Raw genomic sequence first — 19,256 nt, 5'->3', positions numbered from 1 at the left:
TCCGCCCTACTCCACCGCCTCGAACGGCAACCCCACATAGTTCTCGGCAATGTTCACCAACCCGGCCGGCGAGCTGAGGTAATACTCCCGGTCAGCTTCCTGCATCTTGCGGTCCCAGTCATCCTGATGCTCGCCGAAGTCATGCAGCAACTGGGTCATGAACCAGCTGAAGCGCTCACCCTTCCACACCCGGCGCAGGGCCAGGGGCGAGTACTGAGCCAGCAGGTCGGTACGCCCTTCGCGGTAGACCTTGATCAGGATCCGGTAGAGGTAATTGACGTCCGACGCCGCCAGGTTAAGCCCCTTGGCACCCGTGGGCGGGACGATGTGCGCGGCATCGCCGAGCAAAAAAAGCCGGCCGAACTGCATGGGCTCGACCACCTGGCTGCGCAGCGGTGCGATGCTTTTCTCCAGCGCCGCCCCGGTGACCAGTCGTGCCGCCACGTCCTCTGGCAGCCGGGCCTTGAGCTCTTCCCAAAAGCGCTCGTCGCTCCAATCTTCCACACGCTCTTGCAGCGGCACCTGCAGGTAGTAGCGGCTGCGGCTGTGGGAACGCTGGCTGCACAGCACGAACCCGCGCTCATGGTGGGCGTAGATCAGCTCATGGTTGACCGGCGGCGTATCGGCCAAGAGGCCCAGCCAGCCGAACGGATAGACGCGCTCGTATTGCTTGAGCACCCCCGCAGGGATGCTCTGGCGCGACACACCGTGGAAACCATCGCATCCGGCAATGTAATCGCAGTCCACGCGCAGGCGTCGGCCGTCCTGCTCGAAAGTGACAAAGGGCTGTGAAGAGTCCAGCCCGTGCAACTGCACCTGGCTGGCCGAATAGACGATCGGCGCACCGCTGGCCTGGCGGGCCTGCATGAGGTCACGGGTGACCTCGGTCTGGCCGTACACCATGACTGTTTTGCCGCCGGTGAGGGCCTTCAGGTCAAGGCGTTGGCGACGACCGCCGACTAGCAGCTCGACGCCCTCATGCACCAGTCCTTCACGATCCATGCGTTCGGCGACACCCGCCTCGCGCAACAGGTCGACCGTGCCTTGCTCCAGCACGCCGGCACGGATGCGGCCGAGCACGTAGTCTGGGGTCTGACGTTCGAGGATCACGGTGTCGATGCCAGCTCTGTGCAGCAACTGGCCAAGCAGCAGGCCGGACGGACCAGCCCCGATGATTGCAACCTGAGTCTTCATTGTTGTTGTCTCGTCGTATCGATGCCGGTACTGGCAACGCATGCCTTGGCATCTGCAGATTTGGGTTTGCACCTGCATTTTTACTGGCCACTGCAGGGCAAAAAGTGTGAAATCCCGTGCATTAACTGCACTTTTGCAAATTTCGTTCGATTAACGGACAGACATGCCATGACCACCCGACTTCCCGGAGTGCCACTGTTCCAGCTCTACGGCGAAAACCAGGCCTGGCCCGGTGCCGACTTGCTGCATTGCGAGTCGATCCCTGCGCGCAGCCGTTTGCACCACTGGGAAATCAAGCCCCATCGCCATGCCGAGCTGTTCCAGCTGCTTTACGTGCAAAGGGGCCGGGCGCAGGTACAGATCGAAGGCCAGCGCAGCGAAATCCACGAAGCGGCGATTCAGGTGGTCCCTCCGCTGACCGTGCATGGGTTTCGTTTCAGCGCCGACATCCAGGGCCACGTGCTGACGTTCGGCACCGCCCTGGTGGCCGATCTGGAGCAGCGCCTCGGCGCACCCCTGGCAGTGCTGACGTCGGTGGGTTGCTACCCGCTGGGCAAGGACCGTATCCGCCTGCACGGTCTGATCGACACGCTGCAACAGGAATACCAGGGCCACGCGCCAGGGCGGGCCGCCATGCTGCAGGCGCTGCTCACCGCACTGATGGTGTGGATCAGCCGTCGCCAACAACTGGGCCAGGCCCCGCGCAACCGAGATGAACGCGACCGGCAATTGCTAAGCCGATACCTGCGCTTGGTGGAAGCCCATTACCGCGAGCACCTGTCGGTCGAAGACTTCGCGGCGAAGCTGGGTATTTCCAGCCTGCGTCTCAACCAGCTGTGCCGGGACCTGGCCGGGCAGACCGCTCTGCAAGTCGTTCACCAGCGCCTGTTGCTGGAAGCACGACGCAACCTGGTGTACACGCGCATGAGCATCGGCCAGCTGTCAGACCGCCTGGGCTTCACCGACCCGACCTACTTCGCCCGGTTCTTCAAGCGCCTGTCCGGCCAGACGCCAAATGGCTTCCGGCGATCGGCCCAATCCCAGGGGCCAGCAGCGCCTGCTTGACGTTTACGTCAAGCAGCCTTTAGGTTAGCGGCTATCACCTCTTCCGAGCCCAAGCATGAGCAGCCAGACCTACAGCATCTCCGACCTGTCCCGCGAGCTGGACATCACCACCCGCGCGATTCGCTTCTATGAGGAGCAAGGCCTGCTGAGCCCCGAACGTCGAGGCCTGGAGCGCATCTATTCGGCGCGCGACAAGGTCACCTTGAAGCTGATCCTGCGCGGCAAGCGCATCGGTTTCTCCCTGGCCGAATGCCGGGAGCTGATCGAGCTGTATGACCCTACCAGCGGCAATCTCAAGCAGCTCAACAGCATGCTGGCCAAGATCGCCGAGCGCCGCGCTCAGTTGGAACAGCAGATGCTCGATATCCAGCAAATGCACCTGGAGCTGGACACTGCCCAGGAACGCTGCGAGCAGGCCCTGGCCGCCACCCTCAACCAGCACAATCACAATAACCGTTGACCTGACACAGGAACCCCGCCATGTCATTGCCCGAGAAAGTCCGCCTGGTCGAAGTCGGCCCGCGCGACGGCCTGCAGAACGAAGCCCAGCCCATCAGCGTCGCGGACAAAGTGCGCCTGGTGGACGAGCTCACCGAGGCCGGGTTGTCCTATATCGAGGTGGGCAGCTTCGTCTCGCCCAAATGGGTACCGCAGATGGCCGGCTCAGCCGAGGTGTTCGCCGCCATCAAGCAACGCCCAGGCGTGACCTACGCCGCCCTGGCGCCCAACTTGCGCGGTTTCGAAGACGCCCTGGCAGCTGGGGTGAAAGAAGTGGCGGTATTCGCCGCCGCATCCGAGGCCTTCTCACAGCGCAACATCAATTGCTCGATCAGCGAGAGCCTCAAGCGCTTCGAGCCGATCATGGAGGCGGCGCGCAGCCATGGCGTGCGCGTGCGCGGTTATGTGTCGTGCGTGCTGGGCTGCCCTTACGAAGGCAAGGTCAGCGCCGAGCAGGTCGCGCCGGTGGCGCGGGCACTGCATGAGATGGGCTGCTACGAAGTGTCTTTGGGCGACACCATCGGCACCGGTACCGCTGGCGAAACACGCCGGTTGTTCGAGGTGGTCTCGGCCCAGGTGCCACGTGGGCAATTGGCCGGGCATTTCCATGACACCTACGGCCAGGCCCTGGCCAATGTCTATGCCAGTCTGCTCGAAGGCATCCAGGTCTTCGACAGTTCCGTGGCGGGCCTGGGCGGCTGTCCGTACGCCAAGGGCGCGACCGGCAACGTTGCCACCGAGGATGTTGTGTACCTCATGCAAGGCCTGGGAATCGACACCGGCATCGACCTGGAGCGCCTGATCGCGGCCGGCCAGCGCATCAGTTCGGTGCTGGGCCGCGTCACGGGGTCGCGGGTTGCACGGGCGCGTAGCGCTCAATAAGTCATACGGGTGTCACATGTGTGTGGGTGAGTGTTACCTCACCCCCGTTTGCCAGCAAAAAATCGGGTAACAGGGAAACAAATCGACAGATTTTCAGGTGGCCCGGCTTCTGCGAATTCAGACAAGGCATTGATTTTAAAGGATTTTAAAAAGTTGGCATGGCATCTGCTTTATCTCTGGCATAACAAGAACAACAACGTGACACCCAATAAAAACAATAGGTAACGGCTCTGACATAACAAGAACAACACGGCAGAGGCGTAGCAAGCAGATTTTTTTGGAGTAGGCACGCTTTTCAGAGGGTTCGCCCTCGCGGTCTGACACAGAACAATAAAACTACCTGCAAGGTAGCGGCAGTCAGCATCGGATCAGCAATGATGAAAGCAGGTCAGCGCTCAAAAAAATACGTTTGCTCTTGTGCCCCGAGTGGGGGCCACCCGCACTACCGAGGCAATGGCTGACAAAAACAACAACAGGCCAGTCTCCAATAATAAAAAAAAGAGCAGGCAACAACGCTTTGAGGGGAGCTTCGGCTCCCCTCAGTGCTTCCTGTCACGCTCCTCCTCCTGCTTCCCTTCATCCTCGCCTTCAAGCTTCTCCACCAGCAGCGGCATGCTGCCCAGCACCAGCAGCGCCAGCACCGTGCTGATCACGGCAGTGGCCTCACGCCCCACACCCGCGGCCGTGCCGATGGCGGCGGTCATCCACAATCCGGCGGCGGTGGTCAGGCCTTTCACATGGCTGGTCTCCTGGCCGTTCCCTTTGAGAATCGTCCCGGCGCCCAGAAAACCGATCCCCGCGACGATCCCCTGGACCACTCGGCTGAGCGCCTGCTCGTCAGCGCCGGCCATGCTCGGCGCCAGGACGAACAGCGCCGCCCCCAGGCACACTAACATGTGCGTGCGCACGCCCGCGGACTTGCCCTTGTGCTCGCGCTCGAAGCCCAGCACCGCGCCCAGCACGGCGGCCATCAACAAGCGCACCAGGATCTGGGTGACCTCGCGCAGGTCGGCGATGTCGGCGAACTCGGCTTGTATGGCCAGCCATGCCGTGTGCCACCAAGGGTGCATGTCAGACCTCCAGGTCGTGGGAGCGACGCTCGTACCTCTCAAGGGATGGACCGTTGGGCTTGCCGGGAGTGCAACCGAATCCACTGAGCGCAGCGATGCAGCAACCACCTGTTTGGCGCGGTCACAACTGCAGACCGCCAACCAAGAGGACATCGCCATGCCCGTAGAAATCGACGAAAGCACCCGCCGCTGTACGTTGATCGGCGAAGACCTACGCCTCGAGGCCGAAGGGCCGGACATCGAGATCGTCACGGATGAGCAGTTGCGCATGTCGGTGGCCCTGCTCGCCAACCAGCGCGTCCCCATCACCGAAGCCGAGGCCGACGCGCTCACCGTGGCCGGTGCGGTGGATAGCCGCAGGCATCTGAAGGCAAGCACGCCAGGCTCCGTGATCTGAGGCCTGCGAGGTACCAGCGGTTCATCTGATACGGTTTTTATCGCGCCACCTGAGTCTGTGCTGGAAACAGATCGCGCCCCATAGTGAACGGGCCTGATCGAGACTCAAGAGCACAAGCCATGAGCGATAGAATCCCGTACCGCGTGATCGACGTTGACGCGCCCGCCAGCCCGCGCAAGCGCCTGGGCGACAGCGGCATCCATACACGCAGTTTCACCGGCCTGTACCGCAACCTGCGCATTGGCTTTGCCGGTGCGCTGTTCGTGCTGTTCTTCGGCACCGCCTGGCTGGACTGGAACGGCCGCCAGGCTGTGCTCTGGGACCTTGCCGAAAGCAAATTCCATATCTTCGGCGCCACCTTCTGGCCTCAGGACTTCATCCTGCTGTCGGCGCTTTTGATCATCTGCGCCTTCGGGCTGTTTGCCATCACGGTGTTCGCGGGCCGTGTCTGGTGCGGCTACAGTTGCCCGCAGAGTGTATGGACCTGGCTGTTCATGTGGTGCGAGAAGGTCAGCGAAGGTGACCGCAACCAGCGTATCAAGCTCGCCGCAGCCCCCTGGACCCTTGAAAAGCTTGCGCGCCGCACCCTAAAGCACAGCCTGTGGTTGGCCATCGGAGTGCTCACAGGGCTGACCTTCGTGGGGTACTTCACGCCCATCCGCCCCTTGGCCGAGGCGCTGTTCACCTTGCAGTTGGGCGGCGTGGCGCTGTTCTGGGTGGTGTTCTTCACCGCCGCCACCTACCTCAACGCCGGCTGGCTGCGCGAAGCGGTATGCATGCACATGTGCCCCTACGCACGTTTTCAGAGCGTGATGTTCGACAAGGACACCCTGGCGGTGGCTTACGACCCTCGCCGCGGCGAGGCCCGTGGCCCGCGCAAGAAAGGCAGCGACCCGCGCGCGCAGAACCTGGGCGATTGCATCGACTGTACCCTGTGCGTGCAGGTGTGCCCCACCGGCATCGATATCCGCGACGGCCTGCAGATGGCCTGCATTGGCTGCGCCGCCTGCATCGACGCCTGCGACAACGTGATGGATAAGATGGGCTATGCCCGTGGCCTGATCGGCTACAAGTCCGAACACACCTTGCAAGGCGGCAAGACGCACTGGCTGCGCCCACGCCTGCTAGGCTACGCCAGTGCCCTGGTGCTGATGGTCGGTGCCTTGGTGGTGGCCCTGGACCTGCGCCCGATGGTGTCGCTGGATGTGATCAAGGACCGCGGCCTGTTCCGCGAGAACGCTCAAGGCCAGATCGAGAACATCTACTTGCTCAAGGTCATCAACAAGACCCAGTCTCCCCAGCGCTACGAACTGCGTCTGGTGGACGCCGAGGGCTTCGCGCTGAACGGCAAGACGGCCTTCGTCATTCCCGCCGGAGAAATGAGCGAGCTGCCGGTATCGGTCGCATTGCTGGCCGACCGCCCCACCAACAGTGCCCAGCAGATCACCTTCGAAGTCCGCGACAGCGATGAGCCGACGATCTACAGCCGCGCCGACAGCCGCTTCGTCGCGCCACTGAACCGTTGATCCCTTACACTGACTTGTCACCTTGACTGCCGAGCCACGATGAAACGCTACGAACGATTCGCTGACGACATTGCCGAACTGATCCGCTCCGGCGTCCTGGGGCCCGGCCAACGTGTACCTTCGGTGCGCTACGCCAGCCAGACCCACGGCGTCAGCCCGTCCACGGTGTTTCAGGCTTACTACTTGCTCGAGCGCCGTGGCCTGATTCGCGCCCGGCCGCGCTCAGGCTACTTCGTCAATGCCCACGCACCCCGGCCGTTCAGCGAACCCCAGGCCTTGGCACCGGTCAGCGAATCCACCCAGGTGGACGTCAGCGCGCTGGTGTTCTCCATCCTCGACTCGATCAAGGATCCGCATACCGTGCCGTTCGGCTCGGCCTTCCCCAGCCCGGAACTCTTCCCCCTCCAGCGTCTGTCGCGCTCGCTGGCGAGCGCCAGCCGAGCCATGGACCCGCGCATGGTGGTCACCGACCTGTCGCCGGGCAATCCGCAACTGCGCAGGCAGATCGCCCTGCGCTACATGGTCGGTGGGCTGATGCTGCCCATGGAGGAGCTGCTAATCACCAACGGCGCCCTGGAGGCGCTCAATCTGTGCCTGCAGGCGGTCACCGAACCTGGCGATCTGGTCGCAATCGAAGCCCCGGCCTTCTATGCCTGCCTGCAGGTGCTCGAGCGCCTGAAGCTCAAGGCCGTGGAAATCCCGGTGCATCCACGTGAAGGCATGGACCTGGCCGTACTGGCGCAAACCTTGGAGAAACACCCGGTAAAAGCCGTCTGGTGCATGACCAACTTCCAGAATCCGGTGGGCGCAAGCATGCCTGAGGCGAAGAAGCAGGCGTTGGTGGAGCTGCTGCGCCGCCACCAGGTGCCGCTGATCGAAGACGATGTCTACGCCGAGCTCTACTATGCCCAGCAAGCGCCCAAGCCGGCCAAGGCCTTCGACACCGAGGGCCTGGTGATGCACTGCGGTTCCTTCGCCAAGAGCCTGGCACCGGGCTATCGCATTGGCTGGGTGGCTGCCGGGCGCTTTGCCCAGAAGATCGAGCGGCTCAAGCTGATGACCTCGCTGTGCGCCTCGATGCCCGCCCAGGCTGCGATCGCCGACTACCTGCAACACGGCGGCTACGACCGCCACCTGCGCAAGCTGCGCTATGCCCTGGAAGGCCAGCAGTTGAGCATGCTGGCCGCCATCGCCCGGCATTTCCCGGCGCAGACCCGGGTCAGCCACCCCAGCGGTGGTTACTTCCTGTGGCTTGAACTGCCGGAGCAGATGGATGCGCTCAAGTTGTTCCACATGGCCCTGGCCCAGGGCATCAGCATCGCCCCGGGGCCAATCTTCTCGCCCACGCGGCGCTTTGGTAACTGCATCCGCCTGAACTACGGCAGCCCTTGGAATGAGGGTGCCGAGCAGGCCATGGAGACGTTGGGGCGGATCGTGAGGTCGTTCTGATCGCGCAGCAGGGTCTGCTTCGCAGCCCACCGCGGTGCGCGCTCCCCCAGCTACTTAGCGCCCACCACCCAGGTCAATGAAACTACCTGTCGAATAGGACGCTTTGTCCGATAGCAGCCACAGGATCGCCTCGGCCACTTCCTCCGGCCGTCCTCCACGCCCCATGGGCAAACCCGGTTCGAGTTTGGATACCCGCTCCGGATCGCCACTCAACGCATGGAAACCTGTGTGGATGTAGCCAGGCCGTACGCCATTGACCCGCACGCCCTCGCCTGCCACTTCCTTGGCCAGGCCGACGGTGAAGGTGTCCAGCGCACCCTTGGAGGCGGCGTAGTCGACATATTCGTGGGGAGCGCCAAGGCGCGCCGCCACGGACGATACATTGACGATCGCCCCGCCCTGCCCACCATGACGGCGGGCCATGCGCAGCAATGCGTGCTTAGCGCACAGCATTGGGCCGACCACGTTGGTCTTCATCACCTTGAGCAGGCGGAACTCAGACATCTCCTCCACCCGACTCTGCTGGCCGATGGTGCCGGCGTTGTTGACCAGAGCGGTAACCGGACCAAGCTCCTGGTCGACGCGATGGAACAGCTGCGCCACTTCATCTTCGACACTGGCATCGGCTCGCACGGCGATGGCCGTGGCCCCGAGCGCACGCACCTGGGCCAGCACCTGTTCGGCGGCCTGGTCGTCGGCGTGGTAGTTGATGCAGATGCGATAACCCTGCTGCGCCGCCAGCAAGGCGGTGGCGGCGCCGATGCCACGGCTGGCACCGGTGATGACGATGACGTTCTCCATGAATCTGCCAATTGCCTGGAAATGAACGTTCGACAATAGAAGAAATGCAGAGGGTTGTGAATGCCCGCCTGAACGTTAGCGGTCGCACGCGTGCAGAGCCCCTTTGCGGGCGAGTCCGCTGTCACAAGGAGCAACCCGGGCCAGGCGCGAGTGGGCTCATCCGCGAAGAAGCCGTTGCATCAGTGTCCGGCCGACGCTGGCCCCGCCTTGGCGGTGAACGGCGGCCGTGCGAGCCATACCAGCAGGATCAGCCCTGCGAACACCCAGGTCATCAAGGTGAAGTAATCCACCGTCGACATCATGTAGGCCTGGCCGTTGAGGATCCGCTCCAGCTGCGCATAGCTCTGCGGGTTGGCCCCGCCCAACTGCTCCAGCATGTGCTGGGTGGAAGGATCGTACTGACTGATGTGCTCGCTCAGGTACGCGTGGTGCTGGTCGGCGCGGCGAATCCAGATCCAGGTGGTCAGCGAGGCGGCGAAGCTGCCTCCGAGGGTGCGCAGGAAGGTCGCCAGCCCCGAGCCATCGGCGATCTGGTGAGGCGGCAGGTCCGACAGCAGGATGCTCAAGGTCGGCATGAAGAACAGCGCCACGCCGATGCCCATGAACAGTTGCACCAGTGCCACGTGCTGGAAGTCCACCTCGCTGGTGAAGCCGGCGCGCATGTAGCAGCTGGCGCCGATCGCCAGGAACGCCAACCCCGCCAGCAAACGCAGATCGACCCGGTGCGCATACTTGCCCACGAATGGCGACAGGACCACAGGCAGCAGGCCGATCGGCGCCACTGCCAAGCCCGCCCAGGTGGCGGTGTAACCCATCTGGGTCTGCAACCATTGCGGCAGGATCAGGTTGATGCCGAAGAAGCCCGCATAGCCAAGCACCATCACCAAGGTGCCGACACGGAAATTGCGGTGCACGAACAAACGCAGGTTGACCACCGGATGACGATCGGTGAGTTCCCAGATGATGAAGACCGCCAGAAATACCACCGAAATCAGGCTGCCGATGACGATGAACGAGGATTCGAACCAATCCAGGTCGTTGCCTTTGTCCAGCACCACCTGCAACGCGCCCACGCCGATGATCAGCGTCAGCAGGCCGATATAGTCCATCGGCTGACGGCTGGTGACCACGGGTCGCGCGCGCATCTGCTGGCGCACCACGGCCGCGGCGAACAGGCCGATGGGGACGTTGATGAAGAAGATCCAGGGCCAGCTGTAGCTGTCGGTGATCCAGCCACCGAGAATCGGCCCGGCAATCGGCGCCACCACCGTGACCATGGCCAGCAAGGCCAGCGCCATGCCCCTTTTAGCGGGCGGGTACACGGCGATCAGCAGGGTCTGGGTCATCGGGTACAGCGGCCCGGCGACCACACCCTGCAGCACGCGGAAGGCCACCAGTTCCGGCATCGACTGGGCGATGCCGCACAGGAACGAGGCCAGCACGAACAGCAATGTGGCCCACAGGAATAGCTTCACCTCGCCGAAGCGCCGGCTCAGCCAGCCCGTCAGCGGCAAGGCGATGGCATTGCTCACCGCGAACGAGGTGATCACCCAGGTGCCCTGCTCGTAGCTCACCCCCAGGTTGCCGGAGATGGTCGGCAGGGCCACGTTGGCGATGGTGGTGTCGAGCACCTGCATGAAAGTCGCCAGCGACAGGCCGATGGTCGTCAGCAGCAGGCTCGGCGGAGTGAACTGCGCGGGCGCGTCCTTGCTCATCGCTGGGCCGTCTTGCCGGTGGCGCTGTTCTCGTGGATCAGCCGGGCGATCAGGTTGTCGGCTTCGACCAACTGGCGATCGTACACCTGGGTGGTGTAGCTGGCTTGCTGTGGCGGCTGCTGGGCCAGCGCCGGGCCGCTCTGGTCATGCAGATCGACCTCGACAACGGTGGACAGGCCAATACGCAGGGGGTGGTCCTTGAGCTGTTCGGGGTTCAGGTGAATACGCACCGGTACCCGTTGCACGATCTTGATCCAGTTGCCGGTGGCGTTCTGCGCCGGCAACAGCGCAAAGGCGCTGCCGGTACCGGCGCCCAGGCTGTCCACGGTACCGCTGTATTTCACGTCGCTGCCATAAAGATCGGCAGAAATTTCCACCGGCTGACCGATGCGCATGTCGCGCAGTTGGGTTTCCTTGAAGTTGGCATCGATCCAGACCTGGTCCAGCGGGATCACCGCCATGGTCGCGACACCCGGCTGCAGGCGCTGGCCCAGTTGCACGGTACGCTTGGCCACGTAGCCGGTGACCGGTGCTACCAATGTGGTGCGGGCATTGTCGAGGTAGGCCTGGCGCAGGTCGGCGGCGGCAGCCATTACCTCGGGATGCGAGGAGACTACGGTGTCGTCGACCAGTGCAGTGCTGGTGTTCAGTTGCTGGCGGGCGCTGTTCAGGGCGCTCTGGGCGACGGTCAAGTCGTCGCGAGCGTGGGAGATTTCCTCAGCGGCGATTGCCCCACTATCTGCCAGCACCTTGCGCCGGTTGTAATTGTCCTGGGCTTTCTGCAGCTCAGCCTGACGCGTCTGCAATTGCGCCTTGAGCGCATCGACGTTGCTGTACAGGCCCCGGACCTGACGCACAGTGCGCGCCAGCTTGGCCTCGGCGGCCTGCAAGGCGACCTCGCTGTCGGCCGGGTCGAAGCGCAGCAGGACCTGGCCTTCGTGCACCAAGTCGCCATCATCGGCACCGATGCTGGTGACGGTACCAGTCACCAGCGGCGTGATTTCCACCACGTTGCCATTGACGTAGGCGTCGTCGGTGCTTTCATGCCAGCGCCCGACCAGGGTGTACCAGCCCCAGGCGGCGGCACCGGCAAGGATCAGCACCAGCAGCAAGCCAAGCAACCAGGCCTTGCGCTTGCCTGTGTTGTCCGGCGCAGGTGCTGGGGTGGAGGTGTCAGCGGAAGTGGCCATGACAATACCTTGGATGAGTCGTGAGGGATCAACGATCGGCGAAACGGCTGATCGTCAGGGGGTCGCCGGCGCTGATCAGCACCTTGGCAAGCAAGCCTTCAAGGGCCTTGAGCTCTTCGGGCTCGAGCACACCGACCAGCTCGTTCATCGCCGCCGCGCCGATCTCCGGCAGCCGGTCGGCTAGGCGCTGACCCTCGGCAGTCAACGCCAGGCGCACCTGGCGACGGTCTTCTGGGCAGCGGTTACGCACGATCAGCTCCTTCTGCTCGAGGCGATCGAGCATGCGGGTCATCGAGCCGCTGTCCAGGCCCAGGTAGCGACACAGCTCGGCCGGCGTGTCCACTTGGTACTGGGTGACAATGATCAGCACCTTGAACTGGGCGGCAGTGACGCCGTCGGCTTCCAGGTGAGAGTCGAGGATGCGGTCCTTCAGGAGCGCGGCGCGGCCAAGCAGCAGGCCGATGGTGCAGGTCTGGAAGTTTTCCGGAGAGAAATGGGACATGACAGGCTGCTCAGGCAATTGTTTAAAAATATTACTGCCTAGGCAGTGAATGTCAAAGCCTTAAATAGCCTGCTATGTAAATTTTCGTACAGAAGCCCTCAGGACTCCTGTAATCCCAGCGCCGCGACCTGCCCACAAGCGATGGCCATGCCCACCAGCTCAGGAAGGCTCGCAGCCTGCAGGCGCTTCATCACCCGCCCTCGATACAGGTCGACGGTCTTGACGCTGACGCTCAATTGCTCGGCGATTTCCCGGTTGCTCAGCCCTTGGGCCAAGGGAATGAACACGTCGCGCTCACGGGGCGTGAGCCCGTCGATCCGCGCCTGCACGGCGGCCAGGGCTTCGCTGCCCTGCTGTCGGCGACGGACCTGGTCCAGGGCGGCTTGCACGCTGTCGAGCAGCAATTGGTCGTTGTAGGGTTTTTCGATGAAGTCGCAGGCACCGGCCTTGAAGGCCCGTACCACGATGGGCACATCGGCGTGGCCGCTGACGAAGATCACCGGGATGTCGAGCCCGCGCTCACGTAGCGCCGCCTGTACCGCCAGCCCGCCCAGGCCTGGCATGCGCACATCCAAAAGCACGCAGGCCGGCTCGCGGTCATCGCAGACATCGAGAAACGCCTGCCCCCCTGTGAACGGCAGCGCGCGCAGGCCTACCGACTCCAGCAACCAGACCGTCGAGTCGAGCATGCCCTGGTCGTCATCGACCACATACACCTTCGCTTGCACCACTGGCCCCTCTCCTTATCCGTTGTTCGCCGGCAGACGACAGCACAGCACCAAGCCACCCGCCTCGCCCGGCCGCGCCTGTAGGCTGCCACCAAAGCCCTCGACAATGCTCCGGCTCATGCTCAACCCCAATCCCAGGCCATCGGCCTTGGTCGTGGTGAACGGCGTGAAGATCTCATCCAGGCGTTCCACTGCCACGCCCGGGCCCTGATCGCAGACCTCCACCAGCAGCCCGTCGTCCACGGCCTTGGCGATGAGCAGGATACGCGAGGCCTGCGTCCCGTGCTGCTCGCGGTTGGCGTCGATAGCATTGCGCAGCAGATTGAGCAGCACCTGCTCGAGCAATACCCGGTCCGCGTACACCTTGGGCAACTGCGGGCCCAGGCGCTGTTCGATGCGCACCTGGGCCTGCCCGGCCTCCCAGGCGCACAGACGCAACGCCTCACCCACCACATCGGCGATATCCAGCGCCTGGAGATGACGCGGCCCCTTGCGCAGGAAGGCCCGTAGGCGACGGATCACCTGCGCGGCATGGTTGGCCTGGGCGTTGATACGTTGCAAGCCCTGAGCGATGCGTTCGCGGGCCTGGGGGTCATGGTCGAGGTTGTGCAGGTAACGCAGGCTGGCGTTGCTGTAATTGAGCACCGCTGCCAGCGGCTGGTTGATCTCATGGGCAATGCCCGAGGCGAGCTCGCCCAAGGTGGCGACGCGGGCGCTGTGGGCCAGGGTCTCCTGGGCTTCGATGCGCAACGTGATGTCGCGCGAGACGGCGACGATTTCCACCACCGTGCCGGTATAGGTCTCGCGGATCGCCCGACAGGCAATCTCGAACCAGCGGTAACGGCCATCGGCATGGCGCACCCGACAGGTCAGGGTGTGGTAGCCCTCCACTTCCAGCGCCGCGCCGGCCTGCAGCAGCACCTGACGCCGCTCGCTGGGGTGCAGCAAAGTGTGCACGGCGCTGCCGCGCAGTTGTTCAGGCCACAGGCCGAGCAAGCGGAACGCCGCCGGCGTGGCATCGAGAAAACGCCCGTCCGGGCTGTGCCGGGAAATCAAGTCGGTGGTGTTTTCAGTGATCAGTCGGTACAGACGCCGGGCACGGCTGGCTTCGCGCGCCTCGCGACGTTCATCACTGGCGTCGCGGCAGCGGGCCACGACCTGCTGGCCGTTGTCATCGGGAATGAACGTCCAAAGCAGGATGCGCTCCCCAACCTCGGCCTCCACTTCGACGATGGCACGGCGTTGACGCAGACATGCCTTTACCAGCGCGGCGGTATTGGTGGGCAATGCCTGCGTGTCCTCGCCGAACAGCGTCTGGAACGCGGAGTTGAACGCCAACGGGCGTGCGTCGGGGGCCAGCAAGAGGCTCGGTTGCGGGTCCTTGGCCAGCAAGGGCGATAGGGTCGTATTCACCGTAGAAGGCTCTTCTTATAGTAGTTTTACTATATTGCTATAGTCGATCTTCCAGCTACCATAGCGGTTCGCGTAAAAATGCGACAGGGGCAGCAGCCATCGGCCTGCTCCCTTTCCCTGATCAGAGCTAACAATCAGCCACCGGGGGCCATGCGCACAGGCTGCGTCTGCCTCCTTACAGGACCACCGCATGTCGATCTATTCCCAGGGCCTGATGCCCACTGCTGTCAATCATGTCGCCCTCACCCCCTTGAGCTTCATCGAGCGAACCGCCGCGGTGTATGGCCGCTATCCGGCGGTGATCCACGGCGCCATCCGTCGTGACTGGGCCCAGACCTACGCCCGTTGCCGACGCCTGGCCAGTGCCTTGGCCGGGCGCGGTATCGGCCGGGGCGACACCGTCGCAGTGATGTTGCCGAACATTCCGGCAATGCTCGAAGCGCACTTTGCCGTGCCGATGATCGGCGCGGTGCTCAACACCCTCAACGTGCGTCTGGACGCCGAGGCCATCGCCTTCATGCTGCAGCACGGCGAAGCCAAGGTACTGATCACCGACCGCGAGTTCCACAGCGTGATCGAAGGCGCCCTGGCCCTGCTCGAACACCCTCCCCTGGTGGTCGATGTGGACGATCCAGAATACGGTGAAGGCCGCGCCGTCAGCGATCTGGATTACGAGGCGCTGCTGGCCGAAGGCGATCCAGCGTTCGCCTGGGAATGGCCCGATGATGAATGGCAGGCGATTTCCCTGAACTACACCTCCGGCACCACCGGCAATCCCAAAGGCGTGGTGTATCACCATCGCGGCGCCTACCTCAACGCCCTGGGCAACCAGATGACCTGGTCCATGGGCCAGCATCCGGTGTACCTGTGGACACTGCCGATGTTCCACTGCAACGGCTGGTGCTACCCCTGGACCGTCACCGCCCTGGCCGGCACCCATGTGTTCCTGCGCCGGGTCGATCCACAGAAGATCCTCAACCTGATCCGCGAGCACCGGGTCAGTCACCTGTGTGGCGCGCCCATCGTGCTCAACGCCCTGGTGAACGTGCCCGATGCCGACAAAGCCGCCATCGGCCACCCGGTGCAGGCAATGGTCGCGGGCGCTGCGCCACCAGCCAAGGTGATCGGTGCGGTCGAGCAGATGGGCATCCGCGTCACCCACACTTATGGCCTGACCGAGGTCTACGGCCCGGTCACCGTCTGCGCCTGGCACGAGGAGTGGGATGAACAGCCGCTGGAGCAGCGGGCTCGGATCAAATCCCGCCAAGGTGTGCGTTATCCGACCCTGGATGGGCTGATGGTGGCCGATCCACAGACCCTGCAACCGGTGCCGCAGGACGGCACGACCCTGGGCGAGATCTTCATGCGCGGCAACACGGTGATGAAGGGCTATCTGAAGAACCCCGAGGCCACCGCCGAGGCCTTCCGTGGTGGCTGGTTCCATACCGGCGACCTGGCCGTCTGGCATGCCGACGGCTACGTCGAGATCAAGGATCGGCTCAAGGACATCATCATCTCCGGCGGCGAGAACATCTCCACCATCGAAGTCGAAGATACCCTCTACAAGCATCCGGCAGTGCTCGAAGCCGCCGTGGTGGCCCGCCCGGATGAAAAGTGGGGCGAAACACCCTGCGCGTTCGTCGCCCTCAAGGCAGGGCAAGCCAGCACCCGGGAGGCAGACATCATCCAGTGGTGCCGCGAGCACCTGGCCGGTTTCAAGGTGCCCAAGACCGTGGTGTTCGGCGAGCTGCCCAAGACCTCCACGGGCAAGATCCAGAAATACGTCCTGCGCGACCGGGCCAAGGCCCTCTGACTATCCACGCGAGCCCCGACATGACTGATTACAACGCGCCTCTGCGCGACATGCGTTTCGTCCTGCACGAAGTCTTCGACGCTCCGGCCCTGTGGGCACGCTTGCCCGCTCTGGCCGAGCGGGTCGACGCCGACACCGCCGATGCCATCCTCGAAGAGGCGGCAAAGATCACAGGCCAATTGATCGCCCCCCTCAGCCGTAACGGCGATGAGCAAGGCGTACGCTTCGACGACGGCCAGGTGATCACCCCTGACGGCTTCCGCCAGGCCTGGCAGACCTACCGCGAAGGCGGCTGGGTCGGTCTGGGTGGCAACCCTGAGCATGGCGGCATGGGCATGCCGAAAATGCTCGCCGTGCTGTTCGAAGAGATGCTCTACGCCGCCGATTGCAGCTTCAGCCTGTACTCGGCGCTGAGCGCCGGCAGTTGCCTGGCGATCGATGCCCATGCCAGTGACGACCTCAAGGCTATCTACCTGCCACCGCTTTACAGCGGCCAATGGGCGGGCAGCATGTGCCTGACCGAGCCACACGCCGGAACTGATCTGGGGCTGATCCGCACCCGCGCCGAACCCCAGGCCGACGGCACCTACCAGGTCAGCGGCAGCAAGATCTTCATCACCGGTGGCGAACAGGACCTGACCGAGAACATCATCCATCTGGTACTGGCCAGGCTGCCGGATGCGCCGGCCGGTCCAAAGGGGATTTCGCTGTTGCTGGTGCCCAAGTTCCTGGTCAACCCGGACGGCTCGCTCGGTGCGCGCAACGCCGTGCAGTGCGGCTCGATCGAACACAAGATGGGCATCAAGGCTTCGGCGACTTGCGTGATGAACTTCGACGGCGCCACCGGCTACCTGGTCGGCGAGCCGAACAAAGGCCTGGCGGCGATGTTCACGATGATGAACTATGAGCGCCTGTCCATCGGTCTCCAAGGTATCGGTTGCGCCGAAGCCTCGTACCAAAGCGCTGCGCGCTATGCCAAGGACCGCCTGCAAAGTCGGGCCGCCACTGGCCCGCAGGCCAAGGACAAGATCGCCGACCCGATCATTCATCACGGCGACGTACGGCGCATGTTGCTGACCATGCGCGCCTTGACCGAAGGCGGACGGGCCTTCGCCACCTACGTAGGCCAGCAACTGGACCTGGCCCGCTATGCCGAGGACGCGGGCGAACGGGAGCAGGCCGTGCGTCTGGTGGCGCTGCTGACGCCGGTGGCCAAGGCGTTCTTTACCGACAACGGCCTGGAGAGCTGCGTGCTGGGCCAGCAGGTGTTCGGTGGCCATGGCTATATCCGCGAATGGGGCCAGGAACAGCGCGTGCGAGATGTGCGGATCGCACAGATTTACGAGGGCACCAATGGCATCCAGGCACTCGACCTGCTCGGGCGCAAGGTGCTGGCTGACGATGGCCAGGCGCTGGCCGGTTTCCTGGCAGAAGTGCGCACCTTCTGTGCCGACGCACCGGCGCACCGGGAGGCCTTGCAGGACGCCCTGGACCGCCTGGAGCACACCAGCCACTGGCTACGCGAGCAAGCATCCAATGATGCCAATCTGGTCAGTGCCACCGCCGTGGAATACCTGCACCTCTTTGGCCTTACCGCCTACGCCTACATGTGGGCACGCATGGCCGCCGTGTCCCTGCGCAACCTCGAACAAGACCCTACCTTCCATGGGGCCAAGCTGTCGTGCGCGCAGTTCTTCTTCCAACGCCTGCTGCCGCGCAGCCTGGCCTTGGAAGTCAGCATCATGGCTGGCAGCGGGAGTCTGTACGGCATGACCCCTGAGCAGTTCTGATCCGACAAGGGGCGCTCCGCGCCCCTGCTTATCGGCGCGAGAAGTCGGCTGATGCCGACAAAAAACCCCACAACTGATAGTCATTCGCCATTATCTCGGTTCTCGCCACCCCCCTGTGGAGGGTAGAATGCCGCAAAACCGGGAGCCACGATGAACCAAGACCGCCTCAACCCAGACGATGCCCTCGCCGATGCCGCCGCGCACTGGTGCATGCGCGTGCATGCCGAAGATTGCACGCCAGCCGAGCGCGAGGCGTTCAAACGGTGGCTTGCGGCCGATCCGAGGCACCTGGAGGAATACGAGGCGATGCTGGAGATCTGGCAGACCGCCGAATTGCTGCCTCGCACCACCACGGTGGTCGATTTCAACCCCAACGCCCGTCAACCGGCTCGTGCGCGCAACTGGCGCCCTCTGGCCTCGGCGGCGGCGATCGCCTTGCTGGCCCTGCCCCTGGCGGGTTGGGTCGGCTGGGAACAAGGCTGGCTGCCCAATCGTTACCAGCACGTTCAAAGCACCGACCAGATGCGCCAGGTCACGCTCAGCGACGGCAGCGTTGTCGAGCTCAACCTGCACAGCGAACTGCGCTACCTCAATTACAAGGATCAGCGCCAGGTCACCCTGGTCCAGGGCGAGGCGTTCTTCAAGGTTACGCACGACAGCACCCACCCGTTCATCGTTCGGGCGGGTACCGGCCAGACACGGGTGACCGGCACCCAGTTCAACGTCTGGAAGTATGAAGATCAGGTCAAGGTGACCTTGGTGGAAGGCTCTGTGCTGGTCAGCAGCAACGGCAACGATGGTGGCTACCGACTGGGCCCCGGCATGCAGGCCAGCTACCGCGCCGGCGACTTCGAACCGGCGCTCGCCCAGAGCGACGACTCAGGCAACAGCCTGGCCTGGCGCAGCGGCAAGTTGATTCTCGACAACCTGAGCCTCGCCCAGGCCCTACCGGTGATAAACCGCTACCTGGACACCCCCCTGCAACTGGCTGACGAGAGCACCGGCACCATTCGCGTCAGTGGCGTCTACAGCATCCATGAGGTCAAGCGATTGGTGGACAATCTGCCCAAGGTACTGCCGATCTACCTGACCCGCAGCAAGGACGGCAGCACCGTCCTCAATCGTATTTCCCCGCCGCCTGGACGCGGCTGACGCCGCAGCGTGCCAGCCTAGCCCTCTAGGTGCGGGCCGAACCTGCGATGGGCTGCAGGGCAGCCCGGGTT

17 protein-coding genes are annotated in these 19,256 nt (G+C 63.7%); 9 read left to right on the top strand and 8 right to left on the bottom strand.

Annotated elements, in window-relative coordinates:
• Positions 1 to 6: 6 nt before the first annotated feature.
• Positions 7 to 1,194 carry a 4-hydroxybenzoate 3-monooxygenase gene (pobA, locus tag BLS27_RS00855; protein ID WP_090342379.1) on the bottom strand — a complete coding sequence of 396 codons (1,188 nt, stop codon included), beginning with the start codon at positions 1,192 to 1,194 and terminating at the stop codon, positions 7 to 9.
• 168 nt (positions 1,195 to 1,362) lie between these two features.
• Here pobA and BLS27_RS00850 point away from each other — a divergent pair, with 168 nt between their 5' ends.
• The 3 genes from BLS27_RS00850 to BLS27_RS00840 are packed head-to-tail and all read left to right on the top strand — an operon-like array spanning position 1,363 to position 3,639.
• Positions 1,363 to 2,259: a helix-turn-helix domain-containing protein gene (locus tag BLS27_RS00850; protein WP_090342376.1), complete on the top strand. Its 897-nt coding sequence runs from the start codon at positions 1,363 to 1,365 to the stop codon at positions 2,257 to 2,259.
• Positions 2,260 to 2,314: 55 nt separating this feature from the next.
• Entirely contained in the window at positions 2,315 to 2,719 is a 405-nt protein-coding gene (locus BLS27_RS00845) for a MerR family transcriptional regulator (RefSeq protein ID WP_043211252.1), read from the top strand.
• 20 nt (positions 2,720 to 2,739) lie between these two features.
• Complete coding sequence (locus BLS27_RS00840) at positions 2,740 to 3,639, top strand: hydroxymethylglutaryl-CoA lyase (RefSeq protein ID WP_090342373.1); 900 nt, start codon at positions 2,740 to 2,742, stop codon at positions 3,637 to 3,639.
• 539 nt (positions 3,640 to 4,178) lie between these two features.
• Here the strand turns inward: BLS27_RS00840 and BLS27_RS00835 are convergent.
• The gene (locus tag BLS27_RS00835; RefSeq protein ID WP_090342369.1) at positions 4,179 to 4,709 is read right to left on the bottom strand and encodes an MgtC/SapB family protein; all 531 of its coding nucleotides are present in this window, start codon (positions 4,707 to 4,709) and stop codon (positions 4,179 to 4,181) included.
• Positions 4,710 to 4,866: 157 nt separating this feature from the next.
• Between BLS27_RS00835 and BLS27_RS00830 the strand changes: the two genes are divergently transcribed.
• The 3 genes from BLS27_RS00830 (at position 4,867) to mapR (ending at position 8,081) form a co-directional block, all read left to right on the top strand.
• Positions 4,867 to 5,106 (top strand): DUF3203 family protein, encoded by a 240-nt coding sequence (locus BLS27_RS00830; protein ID WP_043211257.1) that lies wholly within the window; start codon positions 4,867 to 4,869, stop codon positions 5,104 to 5,106.
• Positions 5,107 to 5,225: 119 nt separating this feature from the next.
• Positions 5,226 to 6,632 (top strand): cytochrome c oxidase accessory protein CcoG, encoded by a 1,407-nt coding sequence (ccoG, locus tag BLS27_RS00825; RefSeq protein ID WP_090342365.1) that lies wholly within the window; start codon positions 5,226 to 5,228, stop codon positions 6,630 to 6,632.
• A gap of 39 nt (positions 6,633 to 6,671) precedes the next feature.
• Positions 6,672 to 8,081 carry a GntR family transcriptional regulator MpaR gene (gene mapR, locus BLS27_RS00820; RefSeq protein ID WP_090342361.1) on the top strand — a complete coding sequence of 470 codons (1,410 nt, stop codon included), beginning with the start codon at positions 6,672 to 6,674 and terminating at the stop codon, positions 8,079 to 8,081.
• Positions 8,082 to 8,135: 54 nt separating this feature from the next.
• Here the strand turns inward: mapR and BLS27_RS00815 are convergent, their stop codons facing one another.
• The 6 genes from BLS27_RS00815 to BLS27_RS00790 form a co-directional block, all read right to left on the bottom strand.
• Entirely contained in the window at positions 8,136 to 8,882 is a 747-nt protein-coding gene (locus tag BLS27_RS00815) for an SDR family oxidoreductase (protein ID WP_090342358.1), read from the bottom strand.
• A gap of 179 nt (positions 8,883 to 9,061) precedes the next feature.
• On the bottom strand, positions 9,062 to 10,597 hold the full coding sequence (locus BLS27_RS00810; RefSeq protein WP_043211265.1) for a DHA2 family efflux MFS transporter permease subunit: 1,536 nt from the start codon (positions 10,595 to 10,597) through the stop codon (positions 9,062 to 9,064).
• Positions 10,594 to 11,787: an HlyD/EmrA/EmrK family protein gene (locus BLS27_RS00805; RefSeq protein WP_070574659.1), complete on the bottom strand. Its 1,194-nt coding sequence runs from the start codon at positions 11,785 to 11,787 to the stop codon at positions 10,594 to 10,596. The genes BLS27_RS00810 and BLS27_RS00805 overlap by 4 nt, the downstream gene beginning before the upstream one ends.
• 28 nt (positions 11,788 to 11,815) lie before the next feature.
• Positions 11,816 to 12,289 carry a MarR family winged helix-turn-helix transcriptional regulator gene (locus tag BLS27_RS00800; protein WP_043211269.1) on the bottom strand — a complete coding sequence of 158 codons (474 nt, stop codon included), beginning with the start codon at positions 12,287 to 12,289 and terminating at the stop codon, positions 11,816 to 11,818.
• A 98-nt stretch (positions 12,290 to 12,387) separates the two neighbouring features.
• The gene (locus tag BLS27_RS00795; RefSeq protein WP_090342354.1) at positions 12,388 to 13,020 is read right to left on the bottom strand and encodes a response regulator transcription factor; all 633 of its coding nucleotides are present in this window, start codon (positions 13,018 to 13,020) and stop codon (positions 12,388 to 12,390) included.
• 12 nt (positions 13,021 to 13,032) lie between these two features.
• Positions 13,033 to 14,430 (bottom strand): sensor histidine kinase, encoded by a 1,398-nt coding sequence (locus BLS27_RS00790; protein ID WP_090342350.1) that lies wholly within the window; start codon positions 14,428 to 14,430, stop codon positions 13,033 to 13,035.
• Between the two features lie 190 nt (positions 14,431 to 14,620).
• Between BLS27_RS00790 and BLS27_RS00785 the strand changes: the two genes are divergently transcribed.
• The 3 genes from BLS27_RS00785 (at position 14,621) to BLS27_RS00775 (ending at position 19,185) form a co-directional block, all read left to right on the top strand.
• Entirely contained in the window at positions 14,621 to 16,243 is a 1,623-nt protein-coding gene (locus tag BLS27_RS00785) for an acyl-CoA synthetase (RefSeq protein ID WP_043211273.1), read from the top strand.
• Positions 16,244 to 16,263: 20 nt separating this feature from the next.
• The gene (locus BLS27_RS00780) at positions 16,264 to 18,033 is read left to right on the top strand and encodes an acyl-CoA dehydrogenase C-terminal domain-containing protein (protein ID WP_090342347.1); all 1,770 of its coding nucleotides are present in this window, start codon (positions 16,264 to 16,266) and stop codon (positions 18,031 to 18,033) included.
• A 150-nt stretch (positions 18,034 to 18,183) separates the two neighbouring features.
• Positions 18,184 to 19,185 carry a FecR family protein gene (locus BLS27_RS00775; RefSeq protein WP_043211277.1) on the top strand — a complete coding sequence of 334 codons (1,002 nt, stop codon included), beginning with the start codon at positions 18,184 to 18,186 and terminating at the stop codon, positions 19,183 to 19,185.
• Positions 19,186 to 19,256: the final 71 nt, after the last annotated feature.

It is taken from the genome of Pseudomonas guariconensis (assembly GCF_900102675.1).
Lineage (GTDB): Bacteria > Pseudomonadota > Gammaproteobacteria > Pseudomonadales > Pseudomonadaceae > Aquipseudomonas > Aquipseudomonas guariconensis.
The sequence above is the reverse complement of the archived record's forward strand: the minus strand, read 5'-3'. Positions and strand labels throughout refer to the sequence as shown.

Bases quoted from the DNA above. Each gene is read 5' to 3' on its own strand.
- pobA (WP_090342379.1), bottom strand. From the start codon at position 1,194: ATGAAGACTCAGGTTGCAATCATCGGGGCTGGTCCGTCCGGCCTGCTG.
- BLS27_RS00850 (WP_090342376.1), top strand. From the start codon at position 1,363: ATGACCACCCGACTTCCCGGAGTGCCACTGTTCCAGCTCTACGGCGAA.
- BLS27_RS00845 (WP_043211252.1), top strand. From the start codon at position 2,315: ATGAGCAGCCAGACCTACAGCATCTCCGACCTGTCCCGCGAGCTGGAC.
- BLS27_RS00840 (WP_090342373.1), top strand. From the start codon at position 2,740: ATGTCATTGCCCGAGAAAGTCCGCCTGGTCGAAGTCGGCCCGCGCGAC.
- BLS27_RS00835 (WP_090342369.1), bottom strand. From the start codon at position 4,709: ATGCACCCTTGGTGGCACACGGCATGGCTGGCCATACAAGCCGAGTTC.
- BLS27_RS00830 (WP_043211257.1), top strand. From the start codon at position 4,867: ATGCCCGTAGAAATCGACGAAAGCACCCGCCGCTGTACGTTGATCGGC.
- ccoG (WP_090342365.1), top strand. From the start codon at position 5,226: ATGAGCGATAGAATCCCGTACCGCGTGATCGACGTTGACGCGCCCGCC.
- mapR (WP_090342361.1), top strand. From the start codon at position 6,672: ATGAAACGCTACGAACGATTCGCTGACGACATTGCCGAACTGATCCGC.
- BLS27_RS00815 (WP_090342358.1), bottom strand. From the start codon at position 8,882: ATGGAGAACGTCATCGTCATCACCGGTGCCAGCCGTGGCATCGGCGCC.
- BLS27_RS00810 (WP_043211265.1), bottom strand. From the start codon at position 10,597: ATGAGCAAGGACGCGCCCGCGCAGTTCACTCCGCCGAGCCTGCTGCTG.
- BLS27_RS00805 (WP_070574659.1), bottom strand. From the start codon at position 11,787: ATGGCCACTTCCGCTGACACCTCCACCCCAGCACCTGCGCCGGACAAC.
- BLS27_RS00800 (WP_043211269.1), bottom strand. From the start codon at position 12,289: ATGTCCCATTTCTCTCCGGAAAACTTCCAGACCTGCACCATCGGCCTG.
- BLS27_RS00785 (WP_043211273.1), top strand. From the start codon at position 14,621: ATGTCGATCTATTCCCAGGGCCTGATGCCCACTGCTGTCAATCATGTC.
- BLS27_RS00780 (WP_090342347.1), top strand. From the start codon at position 16,264: ATGACTGATTACAACGCGCCTCTGCGCGACATGCGTTTCGTCCTGCAC.
- BLS27_RS00775 (WP_043211277.1), top strand. From the start codon at position 18,184: ATGAACCAAGACCGCCTCAACCCAGACGATGCCCTCGCCGATGCCGCC.